Origin of the sequence: Plantibacter sp. ME-Dv--P-095 (genome assembly GCF_030209365.1) — a bacterium.
Lineage (GTDB): Bacteria > Actinomycetota > Actinomycetes > Actinomycetales > Microbacteriaceae > Plantibacter.
In genome coordinates this window covers 178,624-202,962 of the sequence record NZ_JARVSB010000009.1, presented here as the reverse complement: position 1 = coordinate 202,962, position 24,339 = coordinate 178,624, and the positions used below count along the sequence as shown (strand labels likewise).

Annotated in this window: 22 protein-coding genes; 18 read left to right on the top strand and 4 right to left on the bottom strand. The window is 69.0% G+C overall.

Features of this window, described 5'->3' with window-relative positions; translation table 11 throughout:
* Positions 1 to 185 precede the first annotated feature (185 nt).
* From lysA to prfA, 5 genes are all read left to right on the top strand, one after another.
* Positions 186 to 1,592, top strand: a complete 1,407-nt coding sequence (gene lysA / locus QRN26_RS13115; protein WP_285037153.1) for a diaminopimelate decarboxylase — start codon at positions 186 to 188, stop codon at positions 1,590 to 1,592.
* Entirely contained in the window at positions 1,589 to 2,908 is a 1,320-nt protein-coding gene (locus QRN26_RS13110; protein WP_056781793.1) for a homoserine dehydrogenase, read from the top strand. The genes lysA and QRN26_RS13110 overlap by 4 nt, the downstream gene beginning before the upstream one ends.
* 65 nt (positions 2,909 to 2,973) lie before the next feature.
* Positions 2,974 to 3,930: a homoserine kinase gene (gene thrB / locus QRN26_RS13105; protein ID WP_056781795.1), complete on the top strand. Its 957-nt coding sequence runs from the start codon at positions 2,974 to 2,976 to the stop codon at positions 3,928 to 3,930.
* A 232-nt stretch (positions 3,931 to 4,162) separates the two neighbouring features.
* Entirely contained in the window at positions 4,163 to 6,421 is a 2,259-nt protein-coding gene (gene rho, locus QRN26_RS13100) for a transcription termination factor Rho (protein ID WP_285037152.1), read from the top strand.
* A 109-nt stretch (positions 6,422 to 6,530) separates the two neighbouring features.
* On the top strand, positions 6,531 to 7,610 hold the full coding sequence (prfA, locus tag QRN26_RS13095) for a peptide chain release factor 1 (protein WP_056012468.1): 1,080 nt from the start codon (positions 6,531 to 6,533) through the stop codon (positions 7,608 to 7,610).
* A gap of 135 nt (positions 7,611 to 7,745) precedes the next feature.
* Here the strand turns inward: prfA and QRN26_RS13090 are convergent, their stop codons facing one another.
* From QRN26_RS13090 to cysK, 3 genes are all read right to left on the bottom strand, one after another.
* Positions 7,746 to 9,302, bottom strand: a complete 1,557-nt coding sequence (locus QRN26_RS13090) for an ABC-F family ATP-binding cassette domain-containing protein (protein WP_285037151.1) — start codon at positions 9,300 to 9,302, stop codon at positions 7,746 to 7,748.
* Positions 9,303 to 9,384: 82 nt separating this feature from the next.
* Positions 9,385 to 9,951, bottom strand: coding sequence for a serine O-acetyltransferase EpsC (gene epsC, locus QRN26_RS13085; protein WP_285037150.1), 567 nt, complete (start codon positions 9,949 to 9,951; stop codon positions 9,385 to 9,387).
* Between the two features lie 9 nt (positions 9,952 to 9,960).
* The gene (gene cysK, locus QRN26_RS13080; RefSeq protein ID WP_056781801.1) at positions 9,961 to 10,899 is read right to left on the bottom strand and encodes a cysteine synthase A; all 939 of its coding nucleotides are present in this window, start codon (positions 10,897 to 10,899) and stop codon (positions 9,961 to 9,963) included.
* A 161-nt stretch (positions 10,900 to 11,060) separates the two neighbouring features.
* Here cysK and prmC point away from each other — a divergent pair, with 161 nt between their 5' ends.
* Positions 11,061 to 11,969 (top strand): peptide chain release factor N(5)-glutamine methyltransferase, encoded by a 909-nt coding sequence (gene prmC, locus QRN26_RS13075; RefSeq protein ID WP_056013403.1) that lies wholly within the window; start codon positions 11,061 to 11,063, stop codon positions 11,967 to 11,969.
* Positions 11,970 to 12,054: 85 nt separating this feature from the next.
* Here prmC and QRN26_RS13070 read toward each other — a convergent pair whose 3' ends face one another.
* The gene (locus QRN26_RS13070; RefSeq protein WP_285037149.1) at positions 12,055 to 12,693 is read right to left on the bottom strand and encodes an HAD-IA family hydrolase; all 639 of its coding nucleotides are present in this window, start codon (positions 12,691 to 12,693) and stop codon (positions 12,055 to 12,057) included.
* A 123-nt stretch (positions 12,694 to 12,816) separates the two neighbouring features.
* On the opposite strand from QRN26_RS13070, the gene QRN26_RS13065 reads away from it, so the two are divergent.
* The 12 genes from QRN26_RS13065 to atpA all read left to right on the top strand — a co-directional run bounded on the left by QRN26_RS13065 (position 12,817) and on the right by atpA (position 24,338).
* On the top strand, positions 12,817 to 13,614 hold the full coding sequence (locus QRN26_RS13065; protein WP_157580028.1) for a glycosyltransferase family 2 protein: 798 nt from the start codon (positions 12,817 to 12,819) through the stop codon (positions 13,612 to 13,614).
* Entirely contained in the window at positions 13,611 to 14,588 is a 978-nt protein-coding gene (locus tag QRN26_RS13060; RefSeq protein ID WP_056012456.1) for an NAD-dependent epimerase/dehydratase family protein, read from the top strand. The genes QRN26_RS13065 and QRN26_RS13060 overlap by 4 nt, the downstream gene beginning before the upstream one ends.
* Before the next feature lie 12 nt (positions 14,589 to 14,600).
* Positions 14,601 to 16,421 (top strand): polysaccharide biosynthesis protein, encoded by a 1,821-nt coding sequence (locus QRN26_RS13055; protein ID WP_056781806.1) that lies wholly within the window; start codon positions 14,601 to 14,603, stop codon positions 16,419 to 16,421.
* Positions 16,418 to 17,404 carry an MraY family glycosyltransferase gene (locus tag QRN26_RS13050; RefSeq protein WP_285037148.1) on the top strand — a complete coding sequence of 329 codons (987 nt, stop codon included), beginning with the start codon at positions 16,418 to 16,420 and terminating at the stop codon, positions 17,402 to 17,404. Before QRN26_RS13055 ends, QRN26_RS13050 begins: the two co-directional genes overlap by 4 nt.
* A gap of 73 nt (positions 17,405 to 17,477) precedes the next feature.
* Positions 17,478 to 18,146, top strand: a complete 669-nt coding sequence (locus tag QRN26_RS13045; RefSeq protein WP_056012447.1) for an L-threonylcarbamoyladenylate synthase — start codon at positions 17,478 to 17,480, stop codon at positions 18,144 to 18,146.
* The gene (locus tag QRN26_RS13040) at positions 18,143 to 19,408 is read left to right on the top strand and encodes an MraY family glycosyltransferase (RefSeq protein WP_285037147.1); all 1,266 of its coding nucleotides are present in this window, start codon (positions 18,143 to 18,145) and stop codon (positions 19,406 to 19,408) included. Before QRN26_RS13045 ends, QRN26_RS13040 begins: the two co-directional genes overlap by 4 nt.
* The gene (locus tag QRN26_RS13035) at positions 19,405 to 19,890 is read left to right on the top strand and encodes a Cg1360 family ATP-synthase-associated protein (RefSeq protein WP_056012444.1); all 486 of its coding nucleotides are present in this window, start codon (positions 19,405 to 19,407) and stop codon (positions 19,888 to 19,890) included. The genes QRN26_RS13040 and QRN26_RS13035 overlap by 4 nt, the downstream gene beginning before the upstream one ends.
* 275 nt (positions 19,891 to 20,165) lie before the next feature.
* Entirely contained in the window at positions 20,166 to 20,945 is a 780-nt protein-coding gene (atpB, locus tag QRN26_RS13030) for a F0F1 ATP synthase subunit A (RefSeq protein ID WP_200936450.1), read from the top strand.
* Positions 20,946 to 20,991: 46 nt separating this feature from the next.
* The gene (atpE, locus tag QRN26_RS13025) at positions 20,992 to 21,225 is read left to right on the top strand and encodes an ATP synthase F0 subunit C (protein WP_056012441.1); all 234 of its coding nucleotides are present in this window, start codon (positions 20,992 to 20,994) and stop codon (positions 21,223 to 21,225) included.
* Positions 21,226 to 21,255: 30 nt separating this feature from the next.
* Positions 21,256 to 21,804 carry a F0F1 ATP synthase subunit B gene (locus QRN26_RS13020; RefSeq protein WP_056012438.1) on the top strand — a complete coding sequence of 183 codons (549 nt, stop codon included), beginning with the start codon at positions 21,256 to 21,258 and terminating at the stop codon, positions 21,802 to 21,804.
* Complete coding sequence (locus QRN26_RS13015) at positions 21,804 to 22,601, top strand: F0F1 ATP synthase subunit delta (protein WP_056012435.1); 798 nt, start codon at positions 21,804 to 21,806, stop codon at positions 22,599 to 22,601. Before QRN26_RS13020 ends, QRN26_RS13015 begins: the two co-directional genes overlap by 1 nt.
* Positions 22,602 to 22,709: 108 nt before the next feature.
* On the top strand, positions 22,710 to 24,338 hold the full coding sequence (gene atpA, locus QRN26_RS13010; protein ID WP_056012432.1) for a F0F1 ATP synthase subunit alpha: 1,629 nt from the start codon (positions 22,710 to 22,712) through the stop codon (positions 24,336 to 24,338).
* Position 24,339: the final 1 nt, after the last annotated feature.

Here is a 24,339-nt window from a genome sequence, read left to right as displayed (position 1 = left end):
AGGCTCGTGTTCCACCTCAGTCGTTCCAACCGGGCGGCGATGGGTGCGGTCGACCGGGACACCCGCCCGAGCCGCGCGCACCCACCTTCATCGGTGCTCTCCAAATCGGTGCTTCAGGGGCCAAACCGGGTCCGCTCGCCCAACGAGAACCTCCTCTTCCGCTCACCAGGACTCAGGACAACCCCGTGGCCAGAAACCCCCTCGCCCCAGACTGGCTCGCCGAGCCGATCGACCCGAACGCCCTCGATCCGGCCGTGTGGCCGGCCTCGGCCGCCCGCGACGCCGACGGCGTCCTGCGCGTCGGCGGGGTCGACGTCAACACGCTCCGTCGACGGTTCGGGACGCCGCTCTACGTCGTCGACGAGGACGACGCCCGGAGCAGGGCGCGCCGCCTGCGCGAAGCCTTCGAACGTGAGGCGGCCGCGCACGGGACGAGCGTCGCCGTCTACTACGCCGGGAAGGCGTTCCTGTCCTCCGAGGTCGCCCGCTGGATGACGGCGGAGGGCCTCCGCATCGACATCTGCAGCGGGGGAGAACTCGCCGTCGCCCTCGCCGCCGGGGCCGACCCCGGCCGGCTGGGATTCCACGGCAACAACAAGTCCGTCGCCGAGATCGAGCGCGCCGTCGGCGTCGGGATCGGTGCCATCGTGCTCGACAGCCTGGTCGAGATCGAGCGGGTCGCTGCGGCGGCGGAGCGCGCCGGCCGCGTCCAGTCCGTCCGGCTGCGGGTCAACAGCGGCGTCCACGCGCACACGCACGAGTACCTGGCGACGGCGCACGAGGACCAGAAGTTCGGACTGCCCCTCGAGGACGCGGCCGACGCCGTGGCACGGATCCGCTCGCACGCTTCGCTCGACTTCCTCGGGCTCCACTGCCACATCGGCTCCCAGATCTTCGGGTCGGACGGCTTCGCGGAGTCCGCCGCGCGTCTCCTCGCCGTGCACGCCCGCCTGCTCGAGACCGGCCCCGTGCCCGAACTGAACCTCGGCGGCGGCTTCGGCATCGCCTACACGAGTGCGGACGACCCCACGCCGATCGAACAGCTCGCCGCCGACATCCTCGCCGGGGTGCGGACCGCCGCCGAGCTCCATGGCGTCCCGATCCCGAAGCTCGCGTTCGAACCGGGTCGCGCCATCATCGGCGGTCCCGGCATCACGCTGTACGAGGTCGGCACGATCAAGGACGTGACGGTCGCGTGGAACGACGAGGGCGAGACGGCCGTCCGCCGCTACGTCAGCGTCGACGGCGGCATGAGCGACAACGCGCGCCCCTCGCTGTACGGCGCGGACTACACGGTCCGCATCGCCGACCGGGTGAGCGAGGCGGGCCCAGCGCTCGTCCGGATCGCCGGTAAGCACTGCGAGTCGGGTGACATCGTCGTGAACGCCGACTACCTGCCCGCCGACGTGCGCGACGGCGACCTCCTGGCCGTCCCGGCGACGGGCGCCTACTGCTGGTCCTTGGCGAGCAACTACAACTACCTCGGTCGCCCGGCCGTCGTCGCCGTCGCAGGCGGTGAGGCCCGCATCATCGTGCGTGGCGAGACCGAGCACGACCTCCTCAGCCGCGATGCGGGATTGGACACGGAATGATCGAATACCGCGGTTTGAAAGTGGCCCTGCTGGGCGCCGGATCGGTGGGCTCGCAGGTTGCCCGCCTCCTGCTCGAGCATGCCGACGAGCTGGCGTCCCGCGCCGGAGCGAGCCTCGAGCTCATCGGCATCGCCGTGCGCGACGTCGACGCCCCACGGGACGTCGAGCTGCCACGCGAGCTCTACACGACGGATGCCGAACAGCTCATCCTGAGTGCCGACATCGTCATCGAACTCATCGGTGGCATCGAGCCGGCGCGGAGCCACATCCTGCAGGCGATCAACGCCGGTGCCGACATCGTCACCGCCAACAAGGCGCTGCTCGCGACCCACGGTCCCGAGCTCTTCGACGCCGCCGAGCAGGTCGGCGCGCAGCTCTACTACGAGGCGGCGGTCGCGGCCGCCATCCCGATCATCCGCCCGTTGCGCGAGAGCCTCGCCGGCGACCGCATCAACCGCGTGCTCGGCATCGTGAACGGCAGCACCAACTACATGCTCGACCGGATGGACCGCTTCGGCGACACCATGGAGGCGGCGGCCGCCGTGGCGAGCGAGCTCGGCTACCTCGAGGCCGACCCGACCCTCGACGTCGAGGGGTACGACGCCGCCCAGAAGGCGACCATCCTCGCCAGTCTCGCCTTCCACACCACCGTGCCCGTCGAGGCCGTCCACCGCGAGGGGATCACCGGCATCACCAAGGCGCAGGTCGACCTCGCACGGAGCGAGGGCTACGTCATCAAGCTGCTCGCGATCGCCGAGCGGATCGTCGACGAGACCACCGGCGAGGAGGGCCTGTCGGCCCGCGTCTACCCCGCGCTCATCGGGCGCGAGCACCCGCTCGCCGCCGTGCACGGTGGGAACAACGCCGTGTTCGTCGAGGCCGAGAACGCCGGCAGCCTCATGTTCTACGGCGCCGGCGCCGGCGGCAAGGAGACCGCCTCCGCGGTGCTCGGCGACCTCGTCTCGGCGGCCAGGCGTCACGTGGCCGGCGGACCGGGGGTCGGCGAGTCGACCCACGCGGACCTGCCCGTGCTCGACATCGGTCGCGTCACCACCCGGTACCAGGTGACCCTCGAGGTCGCCGACGAGCCCGGTGTCCTCGCGTCCGTCGCCGGGATCCTCAGCGACGGTGGCGTCTCGGTCGAGACGTTCCAGCAGTCCGTGGCCTCCTCGGACGGCACGCTGTCGACCGCTACCCTGGTCATCGGCACCCACCGGGCGCTCGAATCGGCTCTCGCGGCCACCGTCGAGCAGCTCGCCTCGAACGCCCATGTCGAGCGGGTCGTGTCCGTGCTCCGGGTCGAAGGAGCCGAGTAGGTGCCGAGCAGCACGACCCCCGACCGCGTCGAACCCCGACCCCTCTTCAGATTGCAGGCCACCGTATGAGCTCTTCCGACACGCTGGAGATCGGGCGCACCGTCACCGTCAAGGTCCCCGCGACCACCGCGAACCTCGGCCCCGGGTTCGACACGCTCGGACTGGCGCTCGCGCTGTACGACGAACTGACCGTCACGGTCCGCGAGGAGCCCGGCGTGTTCGTCGAGGTGATCGGCGTCGGAGCCGGCGAGGTCCCGACCGACGAGACGAACCTCGTCATCACCGCGATCGCGCACGCGCTCCGCGCCTACGGTCGGGAGCTGCCCGGTCTCGACGTCGTCGCTCGCAACGTGATCCCGCACGGCCGCGGGCTCGGATCCTCGGGTGCCGCGATCGTCTCCGGCATCATGGCTGCGAAGGGGCTGCTCGAGGGACAGGTCGAACTCGGCCCGGACGACCTCCTCCGGCTCGCCACGGAGATGGAGGGGCACCCCGACAACGTCGCGCCGGCGCTGTTCGGCGGGCTCACGATCGCGTGGACGACGGACGACGGGCCCCAGCACAAGAAGCTGATCGTGCACCGTGGCGTCTCGCCCCTCGTGCTGGTGCCGGAGCACACCATGTCGACCGAACTCGCCCGCAGCCTGCAGCCCGCGAACGTGCCGCACGCCGACGCCGCGTTCAACGTCTCCCGGTCGGCGCTGCTCGTCGCGGCGCTCACCCAGAGCCCGGAGCTCCTGCTCGCGGCCACGGAGGACCGTCTGCACCAGAGCTACCGTGCCGCGGCCATGCCCGAGACGAACAGCCTCATCACGATGCTGCGCGAGCACGGCTTCGCCGCGGTCGTCTCCGGCGCCGGCCCGTCGATCCTCGTCCTCGCGGACGACCCGGGCCGCCGGCTCGAGGCCACCGCCCTCGTCGCCGAGCACTCCGCCACCCCGTGGCAGTCGCTCATGCTCGCGGTCGACTTCAAGGGTGCTACAGTAGGAGGGCACCCGGCCCACCCCGCCTCTTCGGCGTAACCGGCTTCCGGGGCATTTCCGCACAATCATCGCTTTCGCACCAATTGATCGCGTCTGTTCGGGTCCCACCGTGTTTCCATCCTGCTGAGCATCGCTCCGCCGGATCGTCGCACCGGGCTATCCGCACAGGCTCTGCGTCGTGTGAACATCACCCACCCGCCGCACAGGATTCCGGTGCGATCGCCGCCTGCGCGAGACAGCTCTGTCTCGACGCAAGGGAAGGAAGACACACGTGACAGACGTCAACGAAGGCGCCTCCGGCGTCTCGCTGGATGCCGACCCGAAGACACTGAAGGTCGCCGACCTCCAGCGTCTCGCCGCCGCTCTCGGAGTGGCCGGAGCCTCGAAGCTCCGCAAGGGCGAACTGGTCGAAGCCATCCAGACCATCCAGAACAGCACCGACACCGCCGCGGCGACCACCGAGACGTCCGACGTCATCGAGTCGGTCTCCGCGCTCGAGGTCGCCCCCGAGGCGCCGGTGCAGTCCAAGCTGCCCGAGCTCGACCTCGCGCTCGACCAGGCCTTCGGCGCCGAGAAGGCAGCTCCGCCGGCGCGACGCAAGTCGCGTCGTGCCACGACCGCCACCGTCGCGCCGAACGCCGCCCCGATCGTCGGCGCGCCCGTCGTCGAGGCACCCGCAGTGCAGGAGCCGGTCGCTCAGGCGCCCGCCGCAACCGCCCCGGCCGAGCCGGCAGCGCCGGCCGAGTCCGACGGCTCGCAGCTCTCCGCTCCCGTCGAGGCCGACGCCGCCGAGTCGCGCGACGACCGTTCCGCAGGAACCTCCGAGTCCACCGACGCCGACGAGGCGACGCCCGAGCAGACCCCGAGGCGTTCGCGCGGCAACCGCCGTGGCCGTGGCCGCGATCGCGACCGCAACACGGACGACGCCGAGCAGGGCGCCGCCGAGCAGGGTGGCGGCGAGCAGAACCGCGCCGCCCAGAACGCTCCCGAGCAGGACGCCGTCGACGACGACGCCGCAGGCACGGATGCCGACGAGTCCCAGAACCAGGACGCCGAGCAGCAGGACGGTCAGTCCTCAGGCGGACGCCGCGGTCGTGGCCGAGGCCGCAACCAGAACAACGGCGGCCAGAACAACGGTGGCCAGAACAACGGTGGCCAGAACGCCGGCAACCAGAACGCCGACGCCGGTCAGAAGGCCGAAGCGAAGCAGGAGCAGCCCGGTCAGAACCGCGGCAACCAGGGCAACCAGGGTGCTCAGGGCGACGACGCCGAAGGACGCGGTGGCCGCAGCCGCTACCGCGACCGCAAGCGTCGTGGGTCCGTGCAGAACGACGACGTCGAGCCCGAGATCTCCGAGGACGACGTCCTCATCCCGGTCGCCGGCATCCTCGACGTGCTCGACAACTACGCCTTCGTGCGCACCTCCGGCTACCTGCCCGGCACGAACGACGTCTACGTCTCCCTCGGCCAGGTGAAGAAGTACCACCTGCGCAAGGGCGACGCCGTGGTCGGTGCCATCCGCCAGCCGCGCGACAACGACAGCAGCAGCCGTCAGAAGTACAACGCGATCGTCAAGGTCGACTCGGTCAACGGTCTGTCCGTCGACGAGGCCGGCACGCGGGTGGAGTTCGGCAAGCTGACGCCGCTGTACCCGCAGGAGCGCCTCCGTCTCGAGACGGAGCAGAACAAGCTCACGCAGCGCATCATCGACCTCGTCGCCCCGATCGGGAAGGGTCAGCGTGGCCTCATCGTCGCGCCGCCGAAGGCCGGCAAGACGATCGTGCTGCAGCAGATCGCCAACGCCATCTCGATCAACAACCCTGAGGTCCACCTCATGGTCGTGCTCGTCGACGAGCGGCCTGAAGAGGTCACCGACATGCAGCGCACGGTGAAGGGCGAGGTCATCGCCTCCACGTTCGACCGCCCGGCGGAGGACCACACCACGGTCGCCGAACTGGCGATCGAGCGCGCCAAGCGTCTCGTGGAGCTCGGTCACGACGTCGTCGTGCTGCTCGACTCGATCACGCGTCTGGGCCGTGCCTACAACCTGGCGGCTCCGGCCTCGGGCCGGATCCTCTCCGGTGGTGTCGACGCTGCGGCGCTGTACCCGCCGAAGCGCTTCTTCGGTGCCGCGCGCAACATCGAGAACGGTGGCTCGCTCACCATCCTCGCGACGGCGCTCGTCGAGACCGGGTCCAAGATGGACGAGGTCATCTTCGAGGAGTTCAAGGGCACCGGCAACTCGGAGCTCCGTCTCTCGCGCCAGCTCGCCGACAAGCGGATCTTCCCGGCCGTGGACGTCAACGCGTCCTCGACCCGCCGCGAGGAGATGCTGCTCGCCCCCGACGAGGTCAAGGTCACCTGGAAGCTGCGTCGCGCCCTCGCCGGCCTCGACCAGCAGCAGGCCCTCGAGGTCGTCCTCGGCAAGCTCAAGGAGACCACGTCCAACGTGGAGTTCCTCGTCCAGATGCAGAAGTCGATGCCCGCACCGACCTCGCACAGCCACGGACACGAGAACAACCACCGCTAGCGGTCCCGACCGACCCCATCCGTACCCGGAGCCCTCATGGCGCCGGGAACGGATGGGGTCGGTCCTGTTTCGCCCCGGTGCCGCATGATGGTGATGAAGGAAGTGAACGATGTTCGAATCAGTTGAGACGCTCGTCGCCGAGCACAAGGATCTCCAGGATCAGCTCGCCGACCCGGCGGTGCACGCCGACCCCGCGAGGTCGAAGAAGATCAACCGCCGGTACGCCGAGCTGTCGAAGATCATCGCGGCCTATCACACGTGGCAGTCGACCCAGGAGGACCTCGACGCCGCTCGGGAGCTGGCCAAGGAGGACGAGGCGTTCGCCGAGGAGGTGCCGGTCCTCGAGGAGCTGCTCGTGACCAACCAGGAGAAGCTGCGCCGCCTGCTCATCCCGCGCGACCCCGACGACGGTCGCGACGTCATCATGGAGATCAAGGGCGGCGAGGGCGGTGCGGAGAGCGCGCTGTTCGCGGCGGACCTGCTCCGCATGTACCTGCACTACGCGGAGTCCAAGGGGTGGAAGACGGAGCTCCTCGAGCGCACCGAGAGCGATCTGGGCGGCTACAAGGACGTCCAGGTGGCGATCAAGTCGAACGCCACCGACCCCTCGCAGGGCGTCTGGGCGCACCTCAAGTACGAGGGTGGTGTCCACCGTGTGCAGCGCGTCCCGGCGACCGAGTCCCAGGGCCGCATCCACACCTCCACGACCGGTGTCCTCGTCTTCCCCGAGGTCGACGAGCCCGAGGAGGTCGAGATCAGCCAGAACGACCTGAAGATCGACGTCTACCGCTCGAGCGGTCCGGGCGGACAGTCCGTCAACACGACCGACTCCGCGGTGCGCATCACCCACCTGCCGACGGGCATCGTCGTGTCCATGCAGAACGAGAAGAGCCAGCTGCAGAACCGTGAGGCCGGCATGCGCGTCCTGCGCGCCCGCATCCTCGCGCGCCAGCAGGAGGAGCAGGCCGCCCTCGACAGCGCGAAGCGCAAGACGCAGATCCGGACGATGGACCGTTCCGAGCGCATCCGCACGTACAACTTCCCGGAGAACCGGATCGCCGACCACCGGACCGGGTATAAGGCGTACAACCTCGACGGGGTCATGAACGGCGCCCTCGGGCCCATCATCGAATCGGCGATCACCGCGGACGAAGAGGCCCGTCTGGCCGACATCGGCGACCAGGACTGACCACCCCGGCCCCTCGGACCGCCCTGCTCCCTGAGCTTGTAGCAGGGCGGTTCACCCGTGTCCCTGGTCCCTGAGTTTGTCGACGGGCGGTTCACCCGGGTCCCTGGTCCCTGAGCCTGTCGAAGGGCGCGGCGCTCAGCCGATGCGCAGGCGCTTCGTCGCGACCTTGTCGGCGAAGAAGCGGTCGTGGCTGACCACGACGATCGCGCCGGGGAAGTGCACGAGTGCGCGCTCCATCACCTGGGTGCTCGCGAGGTCGAGGTGGTTCGTCGGCTCGTCGAGGAGGAGCACCGACGCTCCCGAGAGCAGGCACTGGGCCATCGCCACGCGGGCGCGCTGACCGCCGGAGAGCATGCCGATCTTCTGTTTGAGGTCGGCGTCGGAGAACTGGAACATCCCGAGGAAGCGGTTCACGGACTTCTTGGTGGCGGCGAACGCGAGGCTGTCGGGCATGGCGCCGACCGCGTGCGCGACGGTGTCGGTGATGTCGAGGTCCTCGACCATCTGGTTGTACGAGGCGTACCGGACCCCGCCCGTCCAGGTGACGTGCCCGGCGTCCGGGCGTTCGTCGCCCTCGAGGATGCGGAGGAAGGTGGACTTGCCTGCACCGTTGGGTCCGTGGACGACGATCCGTTCGCGGCGGCCGATCTCGAGGTCCAAGCCGTCGAAGAGGGTGTGCTCGCCGTAGGCCTTCGTGAGCCCCTGGATCCGGCACAGCGTGTCCTTGATGTGCAGGCCGCCGTAGATGTCGGTGATGATGTCGTCGACGGGGCGCGGTGGCCTGGCCTTCTTGATCTTCGCCAGCTGAGAGGAGAGGTCCTTCTTACCTGCGGCCTTCGCCGCTTCCCGGCGATCCGAGATGCCCTCGGCCTCAAACGCGAGCAGCTCCGACTCGTGGACGAACTGCGCCTCGAGGCTCTTCAGCCGGAACTGCTTCTGCACGACGTACTCGTCGAAGCTGCCGGGGTAGTCGTGGAGGTGGAAGTTCTCCACCTCGACGATGCGGGTGACCACGGCGTCGAGGAAGGTCCGGTCGTGCGAGACGACGATGGCCGCGCCACGGAACGAACCGAACCAGGATTCGAGCCATTCGACCCCCGCGACGTCGAGGAAGTTCGTCGGCTCGTCGAGGAGCAGGACGTCCGGGCGCTCGAGGAGGATCTTCGCGAGCGCCGCGCGGTTGCGCCAACCACCGGAGAGCGCGTCGATGGGGAGCACGCGGCGTGCGGCGTCGAAGCCGAGTGTGGTGAGGGCGGTGTCGATGTGGCGCTGGTAGTCCCAGCCGTCCTGGCGCTCCATCTCCTCGAAGAGCTCGGCCTGCCGTTCGATGAGCTTCGTCATCCCGTCGAGGTCGTTCGGGTCGGCGGCGATCGCGGCGTCGATCGACGCGAGCTCCGCCTCGATCGCGTGGATGTGGGCGAACAGTCCTTCGAGGACCTCCGTGATGGTGGCGCTTCCGTCGAGTTCGGAGAACTGCGAGAAGTACCCGATCCGTGTGCCGTCCTCGACGGTGACGGTGCCCGAGTCCGGCTGGATCTGGTCGAGGGCGAGCTTCAGGAGGGTGGACTTGCCGGAACCGTTCCGTCCGATCAGTCCGACGCGGTCGCCGGGTTCGAGACGGAAGAAGACGTCGCGCAGGACGGGGCGTTCCTCGAAGCGGACGGTGACGTCGTGCAGACGGATGAGACTCATGGTGCCCTCTCGAGGTGCGTGGGTGCGGCGGGACGCGGTGAGGCGTCGGGCGCCGGGGGAGGAGCCGGACGGCTCGGCGTGATCAGATGTGGTACTCGGGGTCGAGGAGCGCGAGGCCGTGCGCCCCGCTGCCGCGCGGGCGTTCGACCGCCGGCACGCCGAGCAGCAGGCTGCGCGGTGGGCAGGCCTTGGTGACGACCGCGTTCGCGCCGACGATGGTCTCGGCTCCGATGCGGATCGGCCCGAGGATCTTCGCCCCCGCTCCGACGGCGACCCCGTCGCCGATGGTGGGGTGCCGTTTGCCGGATCCGCGGCTCTTCCCGCCGAGGGTGACGCCGTGGTAGATCATGACGTCGTCGCCGATCTCGGCGGTCTCACCGATGACGACGCCCATGCCGTGGTCGATGAAGAACCGCCGACCGATGCGGGCGCCCGGGTGGATCTCCACCCCGGTGAGGAATCGGGCGAACTGCGAACCGAAGCGGGCGAGGCTCCGGAAGCCGCGGCGCCACAGACGATGGTTCACCCGGTGTGCCCACACGGCGTGCAGCCCGGCGTAGCTGAGGGCGATCTCGACGGTGCCGCGCGCCGCCGGATCGTGGGCTCGTGCCGCACCGATGTCCTCGCGGACCCGCGACAGCATTCCCATGGGTCGAGCCTACTCGCGGAGGTCGTCGTACATCGCCGTCGACAGGTAGCGCTCGCCGGCGTCGGGGATGATCACCACGATGGTCTTGCCGGCCATCTCCGGTCGGCGACCCACCTCGAGCGCCGCCCAGACGGCGGCGCCCGCGGACATCCCGCCGATGATGCCGTCGTCCGTGGCGAGGCGCCGCGCCGTCGCGTAGGCGACGTCGGTCTCGACCGGGACGACCTCGCTGAACAGCGACGTGTCGAGGATGTCGGGGACGAAGTTCGGCCCGATGCCCTGGATCTTGTGCCCGCCGGCTCGGCCCTCGCTCAGCAGCGGGGAGTCGGAGGGTTCCACCGCGATGATCCGGACGTCGGGGTTGTGTTCGCGGAGCCACTGACCGACACCGGTGATCGTCCCACCCGTGCCGATGCCGGCGACGAAGGCGTCGACGGTCCCGCCCGTGTCCTCCCAGATCTCCGGAGCGGTCGTGCGGCGGTGGATGGCCGGGTTGGCCTCGTTCTCGAACTGGCGGACCCAGACGGCGCCCGGCGTCTCGTCGACGATGCGCTGCGCCTCCTGGACGGCGTTCGCCATGCCCTTCGTGGGATCGGTGAGGACGAGCTCCGCCCCGTAGGCCCGGAGGAGCATGCGGCGCTCCTTGCTCATGGACGCGGGCATCGCGAGGATGACCCGGTACCCGCGCGCCGCTCCGACGAGGGCGAGGGCGATACCGGTGTTGCCGCTCGTCGACTCGACGATGGTGCCGCCGGGCTGCAACTGCCCGGAGGCTTCCGCCGCGTCGACGAGGGCGATGCCGAGGCGGTCCTTCACACTCGACCCCGGGTTGTAGAACTCGAGCTTCGCGAGCACGGTCGCCCCGACGCCCTCGGCGATCCGGTTGAGACGCACGAGCGGGGTGCGCCCGTAGGCCTTCGTGATGTCGGTGTAGACGGTGCCTGCCACGGTGTTCCTCTTCCTCGTACGGGGTCGGTTCAGCCTACGTCGTGGACGACGGCGCTCCTCCTGTGTGACGTGGAGCCGGACGGCCGACGGCCACGACGAGGCTGTGAGGTAGGCTCGGTGCGGCCCATCCGACCAGGCCCACCCCACAGATGACCTCGCTCATGCCCAGCACCCCTCCCGCCGTCCCCGCCGACAGCCCGTCCGGCGGTCACCCAGCGACCGTCGACCTCGCGCGCCAGCACGCCGTCGAGATCCTCACCCGGGCCGCGGTCCCGTCGCCCGACGTCGACGCCGAGCTGCTGCTCGGTCACGTGCTCGGACTCGGCCGTGGCGCCGTCCAGGCCGCGGCCATCACCGGCCGCGTCCTCGACGCCGAGGAGCGCACGGTGTTCGCAGAGCTCGTCGAACGTCGCGCGGCACGCGAGCCGTTGCAGCACATCACCGGGCGGGCGGCGTTCCGTTCCATGGAGCTCGCGGTCGGCCCGGGCGTCTTCGTCCCGAGGCCCGAGACGGAGTCCGTCGTCCAGTTCGCGATCGACGCGCTCCGGGCCGTCCCGATTCCGCGTCCCATCGGCGTCGACCTCGGCACCGGGAGTGGCGCCATCGCGCTCGCCATGGCCACCGAGGTCCCGAACGCCGCGATCTACGCGACCGAGAACTCGGTCGAAGCGTTCATCTGGGCCAAGCAGAACTTCGCCGAGTCGGCCACCGACAACGCGACGGTCGTGTTCGAGCACCTGGCCGACGCCTTCCACGAGCTCGACGGCATGGTGGACGTCGTGATCTCGAACCCGCCGTACGTCCCCGACGATGCGATCCCGCGCGATCCGGAGGTCCGGTTCCACGATCCCTCCGCCGCCCTGTACGGCGGTCCGGACGGTCTCGACGTCGTCCGACAGGTCTCCACGACGGCCAAGCGCCTGCTCCATCGCGGCGGCACGCTCATCATCGAGCACGGAGAACTCCAGGGGCAGGCGATCCGCGAGCTCCTCACGGCCGACGGCTGGAACGCCGCTGCGACCCACCGCGACCTCACCACGCGCGACCGCACCACCATCGCGATCCGCTGACCCGGCTCTCACGACTTCCGGTTCCTGAGCCTCCTCCGGTACCTGAGCCGCTTGCGGTCCCTGGGCCTGTCGAAGGGCGGCAGGGTCAGGGTGTGGCGGCCACGAAGGCGTCGACCGCCGCATCGAGTCCCGCGATGTCGAACGTGCCCGAAGCGTCCTTCGTGAGGTGGAAGGCGTGCATGCCGATGGCGGTGGCCCCCGCGCAGTTCGCGGCGGAGTCGTCGATCAGGATCGCCCGCTCCGGCGCCACGCCGTACCGGCTGAGGGCCCTCGTGTAGATCCGCGGTTCGGGTTTCTCGGCACCGAGCACGGCGGACACGAGGTCGTTCTCGCCGAGGAGGGCGGCCGCCTCCGGAGCCAGCTGTGCGAAGGAGTCGCGGAACGGGATCGGGTTGTTCGACAGGAGCGAGACGGTCCCGAGGGAGGCGGCTCGTCGGAGGGTCGCGAGCGCACCGGGGACCGGCGTCATGGCCGCCGCCCTCGCCTCCCGCCACTCGTCGAGGGAGAGTGGGTACCCGGTCACCTCGGCGAACACGGCCAAGTAGTCGTCGCTCGTCGGGTATTCGCCGATGTTGGCTGCCGCCTCGTGGCCGCCGACCCACCACTGCTTGGCCAGGTGGTACTGGCTGACACCCGTCAGGCGGGCGAGCGCGGGGAGGCGCTTCCGGAAGTCGTAGTCGTACAGGGTCTTGTCGCAGTCGAAGAAGAACACACGCTCTGGCACCTCTCCAGTATGCGGCCCGCGGCTCCCGGGCCACGACCGGGCAGCACGTAGACTGACGACGCGCGCCGGGCCCACGTCCGTCGTGTCTCGGTGGTGCCGTCCCGCTGCCGGAGAGGGTGGACCGTGGACCGTCCAGTGACCGGGTGCATCGTCATGTACCAGAACGATCGCGACAAACTGCGTGCGGCCATCCGTTCGACGCTCGGGAGCCCCCTCGTCGAGACGCTGTACCTCGTGGACAACTCCCCGACGGACGAGTTGCGCGACCTCGCGGACGACCCGCGCATCGAGTACCTGCACAACCCGTCGAACCCGGGGTTCGGCGCCGCCCACAACATCGCCATCGCCAAGGTCCTCGGACGCTCGAAGTTCCACATGGTCGTCAACCCGGACGTCTACTTCGAGCCGTCGGCGATCGAGGAACTCTACGAGTTCATGCTCGAGCACCCCGAGGTCGGCCATGTCATGCCCAAGGTGCTGTACCCGGACGGGTCGCTCCAGTACCTGGTGAAGCGCAACCCCTCCGTCTTCGACCTGTTCGCCCGACGATTCCTCCCCGGGCCGCTGAAGCCGCTGGTCGCGAAGCGCATGGCCAGGTACGAGTACCGCGACATCGACGAGAACCCGGCGCACGACTACGACAAGACGATGTTCGACGTCCCGTACCTCTCCGGCTGCTTCATGTTCCTGCGCACCTCGACCCTGCACCGCGTCGGCTTCTTCGACGAACGCATCTTCATGTACATCGAGGACGCCGACCTGACGCGTCGCTTCCTCCAGGTGTCCCGCACCGCGTACTACCCGGGGGCGACGATCCACCATCACTTCGCGAAGGGGTCCCATCACAACCGGAAACTGATGTGGTACTCGATCCAGGGAGCCTTCGTGTACTTCCGCACGTGGGGGTGGTTCGGCCGATGAGCCGCGTACTCGTGACCGGTGCGACCGGCTTCATCGGGACGAACCTCGTCCCCGTCCTCGAGGACGCGGGCCACGAGGTCGTGCCGTTCTCCCTGCGCGGATGGACGGGGGAGCCCTTCCCGGCCGGCATCGACGCCGTCGTCCACCTCGCCGGCAAAGCACACGACCTCGACGGCACGGCCGGACCCGAGGTGTACCGCCGTATCAACACGGACCTCGCCGAGCGCGCCTACGTCGCGTTCCTCGCCTCGGACGCGTCCACGTTCATCCAGTTGAGCAGTGTCGCAGCGGTGAACGAGACGAGCGTGGAGGGTGTGCTGGACGAGTCGGCGGAACCCCGCCCGACGACCCCGTACGGCCTGTCCAAGCTTGCGGCCGAGCGTCTGCTGCTCGCGGTCGAACCCCCGGCGGGGCGTCGGACGATCGTCCTCCGCCCGACGATGGTCCACGGCCCGGGGGACAAGGGGAACCTCCGCCTGCTGTTCGGGCTGCTGTCCCGAGGCATCCCGTACCCACTCGACGCCTTCCGCAACGCGCGCAGCTTCGTGTCCATCCAGAACCTCGCGTGGGCGATCAGGAGCATCATCGAGACGCCTGCGGTGCCGACCGGGGTCTACCTCGTCGCGGACGACGAACCCGTCTCGACGGGCCACCTCGTCACCCTCATCAGCGAGGTCACCGGTCGCCGGGTCAGACGCCTCGCGCTGCCACCCGCACTCGTGCGACTCGCAGCCGCCGTGGGGGACCGCGTCCCCGTGGTGCCCCTCAACACCGCTCGCCTGGGCAAGCTCACCCAGGACTACCGGGTCTCCGGCGCCCGTCTGCTCGCCGCGCTCGGCAGCGACCGCATGCCGGTGGCCACCGACGACGGCCTCCGGGCCTCGATCGCGGCGCTCGCCGCGGAGCGTGCACGCCCAGGCGACCCCGCCGACGCGCAGCCCGTCCGCAGCCAACGCGAAGCCGACGATCGGTAGGATTGACAGGTTATGACCCCCACTCTCCCCGACGCCCCCCGTAGATGGACACAGGCGCCCGGACCCCGCTTCGCGGCGAAGACGGCCCTCGACGCACTGTGCTGGGTCCTCGCCATCGTGGTGGCCCAGCTGGTCCGCTTCGAACTCGAGTACGAGCGGGTCGCCCTCGTCGGCACCGTCGCCCTGTGCGTCATCGCGGTGGTCGCCCAGCTCGTGGTGGCCTACCTGTGGAGCTACTACCACGGGCTCCACAGTTTCGGCAGTTTCTACGAGGCGAAACAACTGATCGTCGTCGCCCTGATCGTCACGGCGATCCTCGTCGCCGTCAACGCCGTGTTCGGTGTCGCCTGGGGGGTCCCGCGGTCGACCACGGTCATCGCCTTCCCGTTCGCGATCGTGTTCATGGGCATCACCCGGTACGTGAAGCGGCTCTTCGTCGACAGCCGCAGCCGCCCGATCGAGGCGCAGCGGGTCCTCGTCTACGGGGCCGGCGCGCTCGGCATGTCGATCATCCCGCGCCTCATGCGCGACCCGCAGTCGCCGTACCTGCCCGTCGGCGTCATCGACGACGACCCGTCGAAGCGCAACTTCCGGATCGCCTCCGTGGCCGTCGTCGGCACCGGCGCCGACCTCGTCGCGGCGGTCAAGCGCACCGGAGCGCAGGCGATCATCATCAGCATCGCGGACGTCGACAACGACTTCATCCGCCAGGTCAGCGAGCGGGCCGACGAGGCCCGCCTCCGCGTCCTGGTGGTCCCGCCCATCGACACCATGCTCGCGCCGGGCACCGCCGAGAGCGCGCCGAGCCTCCGCGACCTGAACGTCGAGGACTTCATCGGCCGCAACACGGTCGACCTGCAGGTGGAGAGCATCGCCGGATACCTGACGGGCAAGCGCGTCCTCGTCACCGGTGCCGGCGGGTCGATCGGCTCGGAGATCGCACGGCAGGTCAACCAGTTCGGACCGGCCGAGCTCGTCCTCCTCGACCGCGACGAGACGGGTCTCCACACCACCCAGCTCTCGATCTCCGGGCACGGGCTGCTCGACACGAAGGAGGTCGTGCTCGCCGACATCCGCGACTTCCCCTCCCTCCTGGAGGTCTTCGAGGACCGCCGCCCGGACGTCGTGTTCCACGCGGCGGCGCTGAAGCACGCGCCCATGCTGGAGCAGTACCCGGACGAGGCGTGGAAGAACAACGTGCTCGGCACGCTGAACGTGTTGAACGCCGCGAGGGCTGTCGGCGTCGGCACCTTCGTGAACATCTCCACCGACAAGGCGGCGAACCCCACGACCGTCCTCGGGTATAGCAAGCGCATCGCCGAGAAGCTCACCGCCTGGATGAGCGCACAGGAGACCGACTCCCGCTACCTGTCCGTGCGGTTCGGCAACGTGATCGGGAGCCGCGGCTCCGCGATCCCCGCGTTCACCGCGCAGATCGAGGCCGGCGGCCCCGTGACGGTCACGCATCCTGACGTCACCCGGTTCTTCATGACGATCCCCGAGGCGTCGAAGCTCGTCATCCAGGCCGGCGCCATCGGCGACCCGGGAGAGGTCCTCATCCTCGACATGGGGCGACCGGTCCGCATCCTCGACGTCGCGAAGCGCATGATCGCCGCGTCCGGGAAGGACGTCGAGATCGTGTACACCGGACTCCGCCACGGCGAGAAGCTGCATGAGGTCCTCATCGACACCGATGAGATCGCCGACCGCTCGAAGCACCCGAAGGTCTCGCACACGCGCATCCAACCGCTGGATCCGGCCATGCTCGACATCGCGGTCTGGCGAGAGGCGATCTCCGAGGACTGCGTCGAGACGCACCACCTGGTGCAATGACCGCTGCCGTGCTGGCGGGGGTCGTCGCGCTCGTCGTGAGTCTGCTGTCGCAACTCCTCATCCGCCCGATCCTCATCCACCGTTCGGTCGTCGACACCCCGAACCACCGTTCGATGCACGTCACGCCCACCATCCGTGGCGGCGGCATCGGCGTGGCCATCGCCGTCGCGGTCGGCCTCGGTACGGCTGCCGTGGTCTTCCAGAGCCTGCCGCTCTGGATCGTCGCCGGCATCTCGGTGCTCAACGCGGCGATCGGTGCCGTCGAGGACGTCCGCGGGCTCCCGGTCCGGGTCCGGTTCGGCCTGCAGGTGGTCCTCGGGCTGCTCGCCACGTGGGTGCTCGTCGTGTCCATGTCGGCGTCGTTCTGGTGGATCCCCCTCGGCATCGTCGCCCTCGTCGCGTACACGAACATCGCGAACTTCATGGACGGCGTGAACGGCATCTCCTCGTTGCACGGCACGGTGGTCGGCGGGTTCTACGCCGGCCTCGGCGCGGCGGCCGGGCTGCCGGGGGTGACCGCGGCCGGTCTCGTCGTGGCGGCCGCGTTCCTCGGATTCCTGCCCTGGAACCTGGCGAAGCGACGCATGTTCCTCGGCGACGTCGGCAGCTACCTGCTCGGTGGATCCCTCGTCGCGGTCGCCGTCTACGCGGCCTTCAGCGGGGTGTCCTTCATCGCGCTGATCGGACCGGTACTCGTCTACGTGGCGGACACCGGGACGACGATCATCGCGCGCTGGCGTCGGGGGGAGCCGCTCCACGAAGCGCACCGCAGCCACGTGTACCAGCGTCTCGCCGCTGGTGGCCTCGGGCACCTCGGTTCCACGGCCGTCGTCAGTGTCGCGACGCTCGCGACCGGCCTCCTCGGGGTCGTCGTGGCGACGGCGGCGTTCCCCTTCCAGGTGCTCGCCGTGCTCGGGATCCTGCTCGTCCTCGCCGCCTACCTGGGCTCCCCTCGACTGCTCGCCCGACGCCCGAGGCTATGATTGAGCGTCGTCACCCCGATCATCCGGCCGTCTGATCACTGATCGGCGGCCCCGCCCAGCCAGGACCACGCTCATGTCGCAGACCTTCGATTGCCAGGATCACGCGCAGTTGCTCGCCGGGATGCGCCTGGCCCGGACGGCCCTGGCACGCGGTGAACTCGTCGTGCTGCCGACCGACACGGTCTACGGCCTGGCGGCCGATGCGTTCTCGCCGACCGCAGTCCAGCGCCTGCTCGACGCCAAGGGACGCACCCGTCAGTCCCCGCCGCCGGTCCTCGTCTCCGGCGTGAACACGCTCGAGGCGCTGGCGGCGTCCGTCCCCGACGCCGTGCACCGGCTCGTCGAGGCGTTCTGGCCTGGCGGTCTGACGATCGTGCTCGAAGCCCAGCCGTCGCTCGCCTGGGACCTCGGGGAGACCGCCGGGACGGTCGCGCTCCGCATGCCGTCGAACCCGGTGACCCTCGAACTGCTCCAGGACACGGGCCCACTGGCGGTCTCCTCGGCCAACCTCACCGGCAGACCGGCCGCGACGTCCGCTGCGGCCGCGCTCGAGATGCTCGGCGACTCGGTGTCCGTATACCTCGACGGCGGTGCCGGCGGGGAGGTGTCGTCCACCATCGTCGACGCCACGAGGCTCGGCACCGCCGACGAACGGCTCGTCGTCCTGCGCGACGGCGCCGTGTCCCGCGAGGCGATCCGGGACGTGGTGGGGGAGCTCCTGCCAGACCTCAGCGAGCGATGAACCAGTTCTCCGGGTACCTCATCGTGCTCGTCGTGAGCGCTGGAATCACGTTCGGCTTCGCGCACCTCGCACGACGCGTCGGGGTCAAGTACGGTCTGCACCCGCCGATCCGCGAGCGCGACGTCCACCAGACGCCGACGCCCCGCCTCGGTGGCGTCGCGATGTTCATCGGGATCCTCATCGCGTTCGGTGTCGCCTGGCAGCTCCCGTTCTTCGACCTCGTGTTCGCGGACCCGGAGCCCGTCCTCGCCATCCTCGGCGCGGCCCTCTTCATCGTGGGCATCGGGGTCGCGGACGACCTGTGGGACCTCGACTGGATGATCAAACTGGCCGCGCAGTTCATGGCGGCCGGACTGGTCGCCTGGCTCGGTGTGCAGATCTACTCGCTGCCGATCGGCGGGCTGACCGTCGGCTCCTCCTGGGTGTCCTTCTCGATGACGGTCTTCGCGATCGTCCTCGTCATGAACGCGATCAACTTCGTCGACGGCCTCGACGGCCTCGTCGCGGGCGTCGCGATCATCGCCAACACGGTGTTCTTCGTCTACACCCAGTTGCTCGTGACCTCGACGGGGGCGAGCGACTACTTCAACCTCGCCTCGCTGATCGCGGCCATCCTCGTCGGAGCCTGCCTCGGGTTCCTCCCACTCAACTGGCACCCGGCGCGGTTGTTCATGGGGGATGCCGGAGCGCTCCTCGTCGGACTGCTCATGGCGACCTCGGCGGCCGCCGTCACCGGGCAGGTCGACCCGGCCGCCCTGGGGCGTACCCAGCTGCTCCCGGCGTTCATCCCGATCCTGCTGCCGTTCGCGATCCTGGTCGTGCCGCTCGCGGACTTCGTCCTGGCGGTGCTCAGACGCCTCCGGGCCGGGAAGTCACCGTTCAGCGCCGACCGGATGCACCTCCACCACCGCCTCTTGGACCTCGGACACAGCCAGGTGCACGCCGTGCTCATCTTCTACGGGTGGACGGTCGTCATCTCCGTCGGCTGTCTCGCGTTCTTCGCGGTCCCGTCCTGGATGGCGCTGCTGTTCGTCACCGTGGGCGTCCTCACGTGCACCGTGTTCACCCTGTTGCCCCTCGGTCGCCGCCGGCGGGCCGACCGTCTCGCCCAGCGGGCGGTATCGGACGCTGACGGGGCTCCCGGGTCGGCGCTGTACGATCGCCTCGACGAGGCCTCCGTTCAGCGCGACCCCGAGGCGCCCGTGAGCGGCGACACCCTCGACACCCTCGACTCTCTCGCCAAGAAGGACCAGCACCCATGACTCCTCCCGCCAAGGCCGGCTCGCATTCGAGCGCCAACCGGGTCTTCAGCACGGCCCTCAAGTACAGCGCGTTGCTCGCGCTCGTCATCGCGGTGGTCGGGGGAGTGGTCGGGTGGAGCGTCGACGGGACCCGCGGGCTCACGAGCGCGCTCATCGGCACGGCCATGGCCCTCGTCTTCCTCGGCATCACCTCGGTGAGCATCCTCTTCGCGAACCGCTGGTCAGGACAGGAGTTCTTCGTCGGCATCCTGTTCGGGGTGGTGATGGGCAGCTGGCTGGTGAAGTTCGTCCTGTTCCTCGTCCTCGGCTTCATCCTGAAGGACCAGCCGTGGGTCAATCCGCCGATCCTCTTCGGCAGCGTCATCGTCGGCGTCGTCGGATCGCTCGTCATCGACGCGGTCGTGGCCGCGAAGGTGCGCGTGCCGTACGTCTCGGACAGCATCCTCCCGAAGGCGCCGCCGCACGACGCCGATCAGGGCTGAACACCGCACGCGGGTGGCATCCGCCGTCAGCATGCCGGAAGCGGCATCCGCGTCCCAGGCCCGAGCCCCGCTCGGAATATAGCCGTGGAATACCACCCCTGGGTTCGTCGGGGGCCGGTTTCCTTGCTAGACTCGTCAACGAATCCTCCCACTAGCACCGCTTCGGCGTGCGGCGAGGAGACATCCCCCCTGTTCGTCGCCGCGAGAGCTCTGCTCCACGCCCCCGAAACTGGAGATACGTGCTGTTCGCTAACGCCGTGCATCTGATCGCACCGATGGCCACCGATGACGGTGGATTCCATGGTCCGACGATCAACGAGTTCTTCCCTGACGCCATCTTCTTCGAGGGGACGGCATTCGAGATCAACCGGGTCATCCTGATCCGGTTCATCGCGGTCATCGCCCTCCTCCTCTTCTTCTGGCTGTCGACGCGCAAGATGCGCCTCGTCCCCGGCCGGGCGCAGAGCCTGGCCGAGATGGGCCTGGGCTTCGTCCGCGTCAACATCGCCGAGGACCTCCTGGGCAAGAAGGACGGCCTGCGGTTCCTGCCGATCCTGACGACCATCTTCTTCATGGTGCTCGCCATGAACCTGACGGGCATCATCCCGTTCCTGAACCTGGCCGGCAGCTCGGTCATCGGCGTCCCGCTCGTGCTGGCACTCGTGTCGTACGTCACCTTCATCTACGCCGGTGTCAAGAAGAGCCCGGGCAAGTTCTTCAAGAACTCCCTCTTCCCCTCCGGGGTCCCGTGGCCGGTCTACATCATCGTCACGCCGATCGAGCTCATCTCGACCTTCGTGATCCGGCCCCTCACGCTGACGCTCCGACTCCTCATGAACATGATCGTCGGGCACCTGCTGCTCGTCCTGTTCTTCGCGGCGACCCAGTTCTTCCTCTTCACCGCCGGTGGCTGGTTCGCCCTCATGGGTGTCGGAACCCTGGCCTTCGGCCTGGCCTTCACCCTCTTCGAGCTCCTGGTGGCCGTCCTCCAGGCCTACGTCTTCACCCTCCTCACCGCGGTCTACATCCAGCTCGCGGTCGCAGAAGAGCACTAATCGAGCCCGGCACCCGCCAGGTCTCACCCAACGGAAGGAAACAAACGTGGACGCAACTACCGTTCTCGCCGCCCTTGAAGGAAACATCGCGACGGTCGGTTACGGTCTCGCAGCCATCGGCCCCGCCATCGGTGTGGGTATCGTCGTCGGCAAGACGATCGAAGGCACCGCGCGTCAGCCCGAGCTGGGTGGTCGTCTCCAGGTCCTCATGTGGATCGGTATCGCCTTCACCGAGGCGCTCGCCTTCATCGGCATCGCGACCTACTTCATCTTCCAGTAAGCCCCCTTTCACAACTCCGAAGGAGGCAAGATGTCTCACGCAGTGATCACCGCTGCTGAAGAGGCGGCCAAGAACCCGCTGATTCCAGAGTGGTACGACATCATCTGGTCTGCGGTCGTCTTCGTCATCATCCTCGGTTTCTTCTGGAAGCTGATCCTGCCGAAGGTGCAGAAGCTCCTCGACGACCGCGCAGCGGCCATCGAGGGCAACATCGCCAAGGCTGACGAGGCCCAGAAGCAGGCCGAGGCCGCGCTCGAGCAGTACAACGCTCAGCTCGCCGAAGCCCGCCAGGAAGCCGGACGCATCCGCGAGCAGGCTCGTGTCGAGGGTCAGACGATCCTCGCCGAGCTCAAGGAGCAGGCGACCGTCGAGGCAGCTCGCGTCACCGCCAGCGCCCAGGCGCAGATCGAAGCCGAGCGTCAGGCGGCCGTCGTGTCGCTCCGTGCCGAGGTCGGCACGCTTGCGCTCGACCTCGCCAGCGGCGTCATCGGCGAGACGCTGAACGACGACGCGAAGGCAACGGCCGTCGTCGACCGGTTCCTCGCGGACCTCGAAGCGTCGGAGAAGGCAGCCAAGTAATGGGAAGCGCGACCAGAGAAGCACTCGCCTCGTCGAAGGAGGCCCTCGTCGCCCTCGGCGCCGGGGCCGATCTGGCCACCGCGGACGGTCTGTTCGCAGCCGGCCGGGCCATCGGCGGTTCGAGCCACCTGAGCGCTGCGCTCAGCGACCCGGCGGCCGACGCCGACGCCAAGCGCGTCGTCGTCGACCGCATCTTCGGTGGTCAGCTCGGCGCTCAGGCGCTCGGGCTGCTCCAGACGGTCGTCTCAGCACGGTGGTCCAGTGAGCAGGACCTGCTCGCCGGCATCGAGGAACTCGGTCTCCGGGCGGCTTCGGTCTCCGCAGGCGCGCAGGGCGACATCGAGGCGGAGCTGTTCGAGTTCGGCAAGCTCGTCTCGAGCAACCACGAGCTCGAGCTCGCGCTCAGCAGCAAGCTCGGATCGGCCGAGGCCAAGGGTGCCCTTGCGGCATCCCTGCTCGCAGGCCACGCGAGCCCGCAGACCGTCAGCATCGTCGGTCAGCTCGTGCAGCAGCCCCGCGGTCGGCGTATCGGAGAGCTGCTCCGCTACGCCGCAGGCATCGTCGCCGACCAGCAGGGCCTTGCGGTCGCCACGGTCACGGCTGCCGCACCGATCGAGGCGTCGCAGTTGCAGCGCCTCGAACGCCACCTCGCCACGGCCTACGGCCGTCAGGTGAAGATCAACCAGGTGATCGACCCCGCCGTCGTCGGCGGACTGCGCGTGCAGCTCGGGGACGACGTCATCGACGGCAGCCTCGCTGCCCGACTGAACGACCTCCGTCTGCAACTGGCCCGATAGGGCCTGCGCAGCGCGGAGACCGACCCGACGGTCTCCACAACTCAAGACGTTGATCCTGACGGATCGCACCTCTCGGAACCCCCGGGTTCCACAACCAAAAGGAACATGATGGCAGAACTCACGATCAGCCCAGACGAGATCCGGGATGCTCTCAAGGACTTCGTCAAGGCCTACGAGCCCGGCGCAGCCGCGGCGACCGAGGTCGGACGCGTGATCGACGCCGCCGATGGCATCGCCCACGTCGAGGGGCTCCCGGGCGCCATGGCGAACGAGCTCCTCCGGTTCGCGAACGGCACGCTCGGCCTGGCGCTCAACCTCGACGAGCACGAGATCGGCGTCGTCGTCCTCGGTGAGTTCGATGAGATCGTCGAGGGCATGGACGTCACCCGCACGGGCGAGGTCCTCTCGGTCCCCGTCGGCGACGGCTACCTCGGTCGTGTCGTCGACACGCTCGGCAACCCGATCGACGGCCTCGGCGAGATCGCCAGCACCGGCCGCCGCGCCCTCGAGCTCCAGGCTCCGGGCGTCATGCAGCGCAAGTCGGTGCACGAGCCGCTCCAGACCGGCATCAAGGCGATCGACGCCATGATCCCCGTCGGCCGTGGCCAGCGTCAGCTGATCATCGGTGACCGCCAGACCGGCAAGACCGCGATCGCGATCGACACCATCATCAACCAGAAGGCCAACTGGGACTCCGGCGACGTCAACAAGCAGGTTCGCTGCATTTACGTCGCCATCGGTCAGAAGGGCTCGACCATCGCCTCCGTCAAGGGCGCGCTGGAAGAGGCCGGAGCGCTCGAGTACACGACGATCGTCGCCTCGCCCGCGTCCGACCCGGCCGGCTTCAAGTACCTCGCTCCGTACACCGGTTCGGCCATCGGCCAGCACTGGATGTACGAGGGCAAGCACGTCCTCATCATCTTCGACGACCTGTCGAAGCAGGCCGAGGCCTACCGTGCCGTCTCCCTCCTCCTCCGTCGTCCGCCGGGACGCGAGGCCTACCCGGGTGACGTCTTCTACCTGCACTCCCGTCTGCTGGAGCGTTGCGCGAAGCTGTCCGACGAGCTCGGCGCCGGTTCGATGACGGGTCTGCCCATCATCGAGACCAAGGCGAACGACGTCTCGGCGTACATCCCGACCAACGTGATCTCGATCACCGACGGCCAGATCTTCCTGCAGTCCGACCTCTTCAACTCCAACCAGCGCCCCGCGGTCGACGTCGGTATCTCCGTCTCGCGTGTCGGTGGAGACGCACAGGTCAAGAGCATCAAGAAGGTCTCGGGAACGCTGAAGCTCGAGCTTGCGCAGTACCGCTCGCTCGAGGCGTTCGCGATGTTCGCCTCCGACCTCGACGCGGCCAGCCGCCGTCAGCTCGCTCGCGGTGCTCGCCTCACCGAGCTGCTCAAGCAGCCGCAGTACTCGCCGTACCCCGTCGAGGAGCAGGTCGTGTCGATCTGGGCCGGAACCAAGGGCAAGCTGGACGACGTCCCGGTCGAGGACGTGCTCCGCTTCGAGCGTGAACTGCTCGACTACCTGGGTCGCAACACCGAGGTGCTCACCACGCTGCGCGACACCAACGTGCTCGACGACGACACCGTCTCGAAGCTCGATGCCGCTGTCGACCAGTTCAAGCTCGAGTTCCAGACGGGCGAGGGCGCTGCCCTCGGTTCGGAGCAGGTCGAGGAGCTCCCGGTTGAAGACGTCAACCAGGAGAAGATCGTGAAGGGTCGCCGCTAGT

Excerpts from the sequence above, each read along its gene's own strand:
- QRN26_RS13090 (WP_285037151.1), bottom strand. The coding sequence starts at position 9,302 with ATGAGTCTCATCCGTCTGCACGACGTCACCGTCCGCTTCGAGGAACGC.
- QRN26_RS13015 (WP_056012435.1), top strand. The coding sequence starts at position 21,804 with ATGGGAAGCGCGACCAGAGAAGCACTCGCCTCGTCGAAGGAGGCCCTC.
- thrB (WP_056781795.1), top strand. The coding sequence starts at position 2,974 with ATGAGCTCTTCCGACACGCTGGAGATCGGGCGCACCGTCACCGTCAAG.
- QRN26_RS13040 (WP_285037147.1), top strand. The coding sequence starts at position 18,143 with ATGAACCAGTTCTCCGGGTACCTCATCGTGCTCGTCGTGAGCGCTGGA.
- prmC (WP_056013403.1), top strand. The coding sequence starts at position 11,061 with ATGCCCAGCACCCCTCCCGCCGTCCCCGCCGACAGCCCGTCCGGCGGT.
- atpB (WP_200936450.1), top strand. The coding sequence starts at position 20,166 with ATGGCCACCGATGACGGTGGATTCCATGGTCCGACGATCAACGAGTTC.
- epsC (WP_285037150.1), bottom strand. The coding sequence starts at position 9,951 with ATGGGAATGCTGTCGCGGGTCCGCGAGGACATCGGTGCGGCACGAGCC.
- atpA (WP_056012432.1), top strand. The coding sequence starts at position 22,710 with ATGGCAGAACTCACGATCAGCCCAGACGAGATCCGGGATGCTCTCAAG.
- QRN26_RS13045 (WP_056012447.1), top strand. The coding sequence starts at position 17,478 with ATGTCGCAGACCTTCGATTGCCAGGATCACGCGCAGTTGCTCGCCGGG.
- prfA (WP_056012468.1), top strand. The coding sequence starts at position 6,531 with ATGTTCGAATCAGTTGAGACGCTCGTCGCCGAGCACAAGGATCTCCAG.
- QRN26_RS13110 (WP_056781793.1), top strand. The coding sequence starts at position 1,589 with ATGATCGAATACCGCGGTTTGAAAGTGGCCCTGCTGGGCGCCGGATCG.
- QRN26_RS13050 (WP_285037148.1), top strand. The coding sequence starts at position 16,418 with ATGACCGCTGCCGTGCTGGCGGGGGTCGTCGCGCTCGTCGTGAGTCTG.
- QRN26_RS13035 (WP_056012444.1), top strand. The coding sequence starts at position 19,405 with ATGACTCCTCCCGCCAAGGCCGGCTCGCATTCGAGCGCCAACCGGGTC.
- QRN26_RS13055 (WP_056781806.1), top strand. The coding sequence starts at position 14,601 with ATGACCCCCACTCTCCCCGACGCCCCCCGTAGATGGACACAGGCGCCC.
- QRN26_RS13020 (WP_056012438.1), top strand. The coding sequence starts at position 21,256 with ATGTCTCACGCAGTGATCACCGCTGCTGAAGAGGCGGCCAAGAACCCG.
- QRN26_RS13060 (WP_056012456.1), top strand. The coding sequence starts at position 13,611 with ATGAGCCGCGTACTCGTGACCGGTGCGACCGGCTTCATCGGGACGAAC.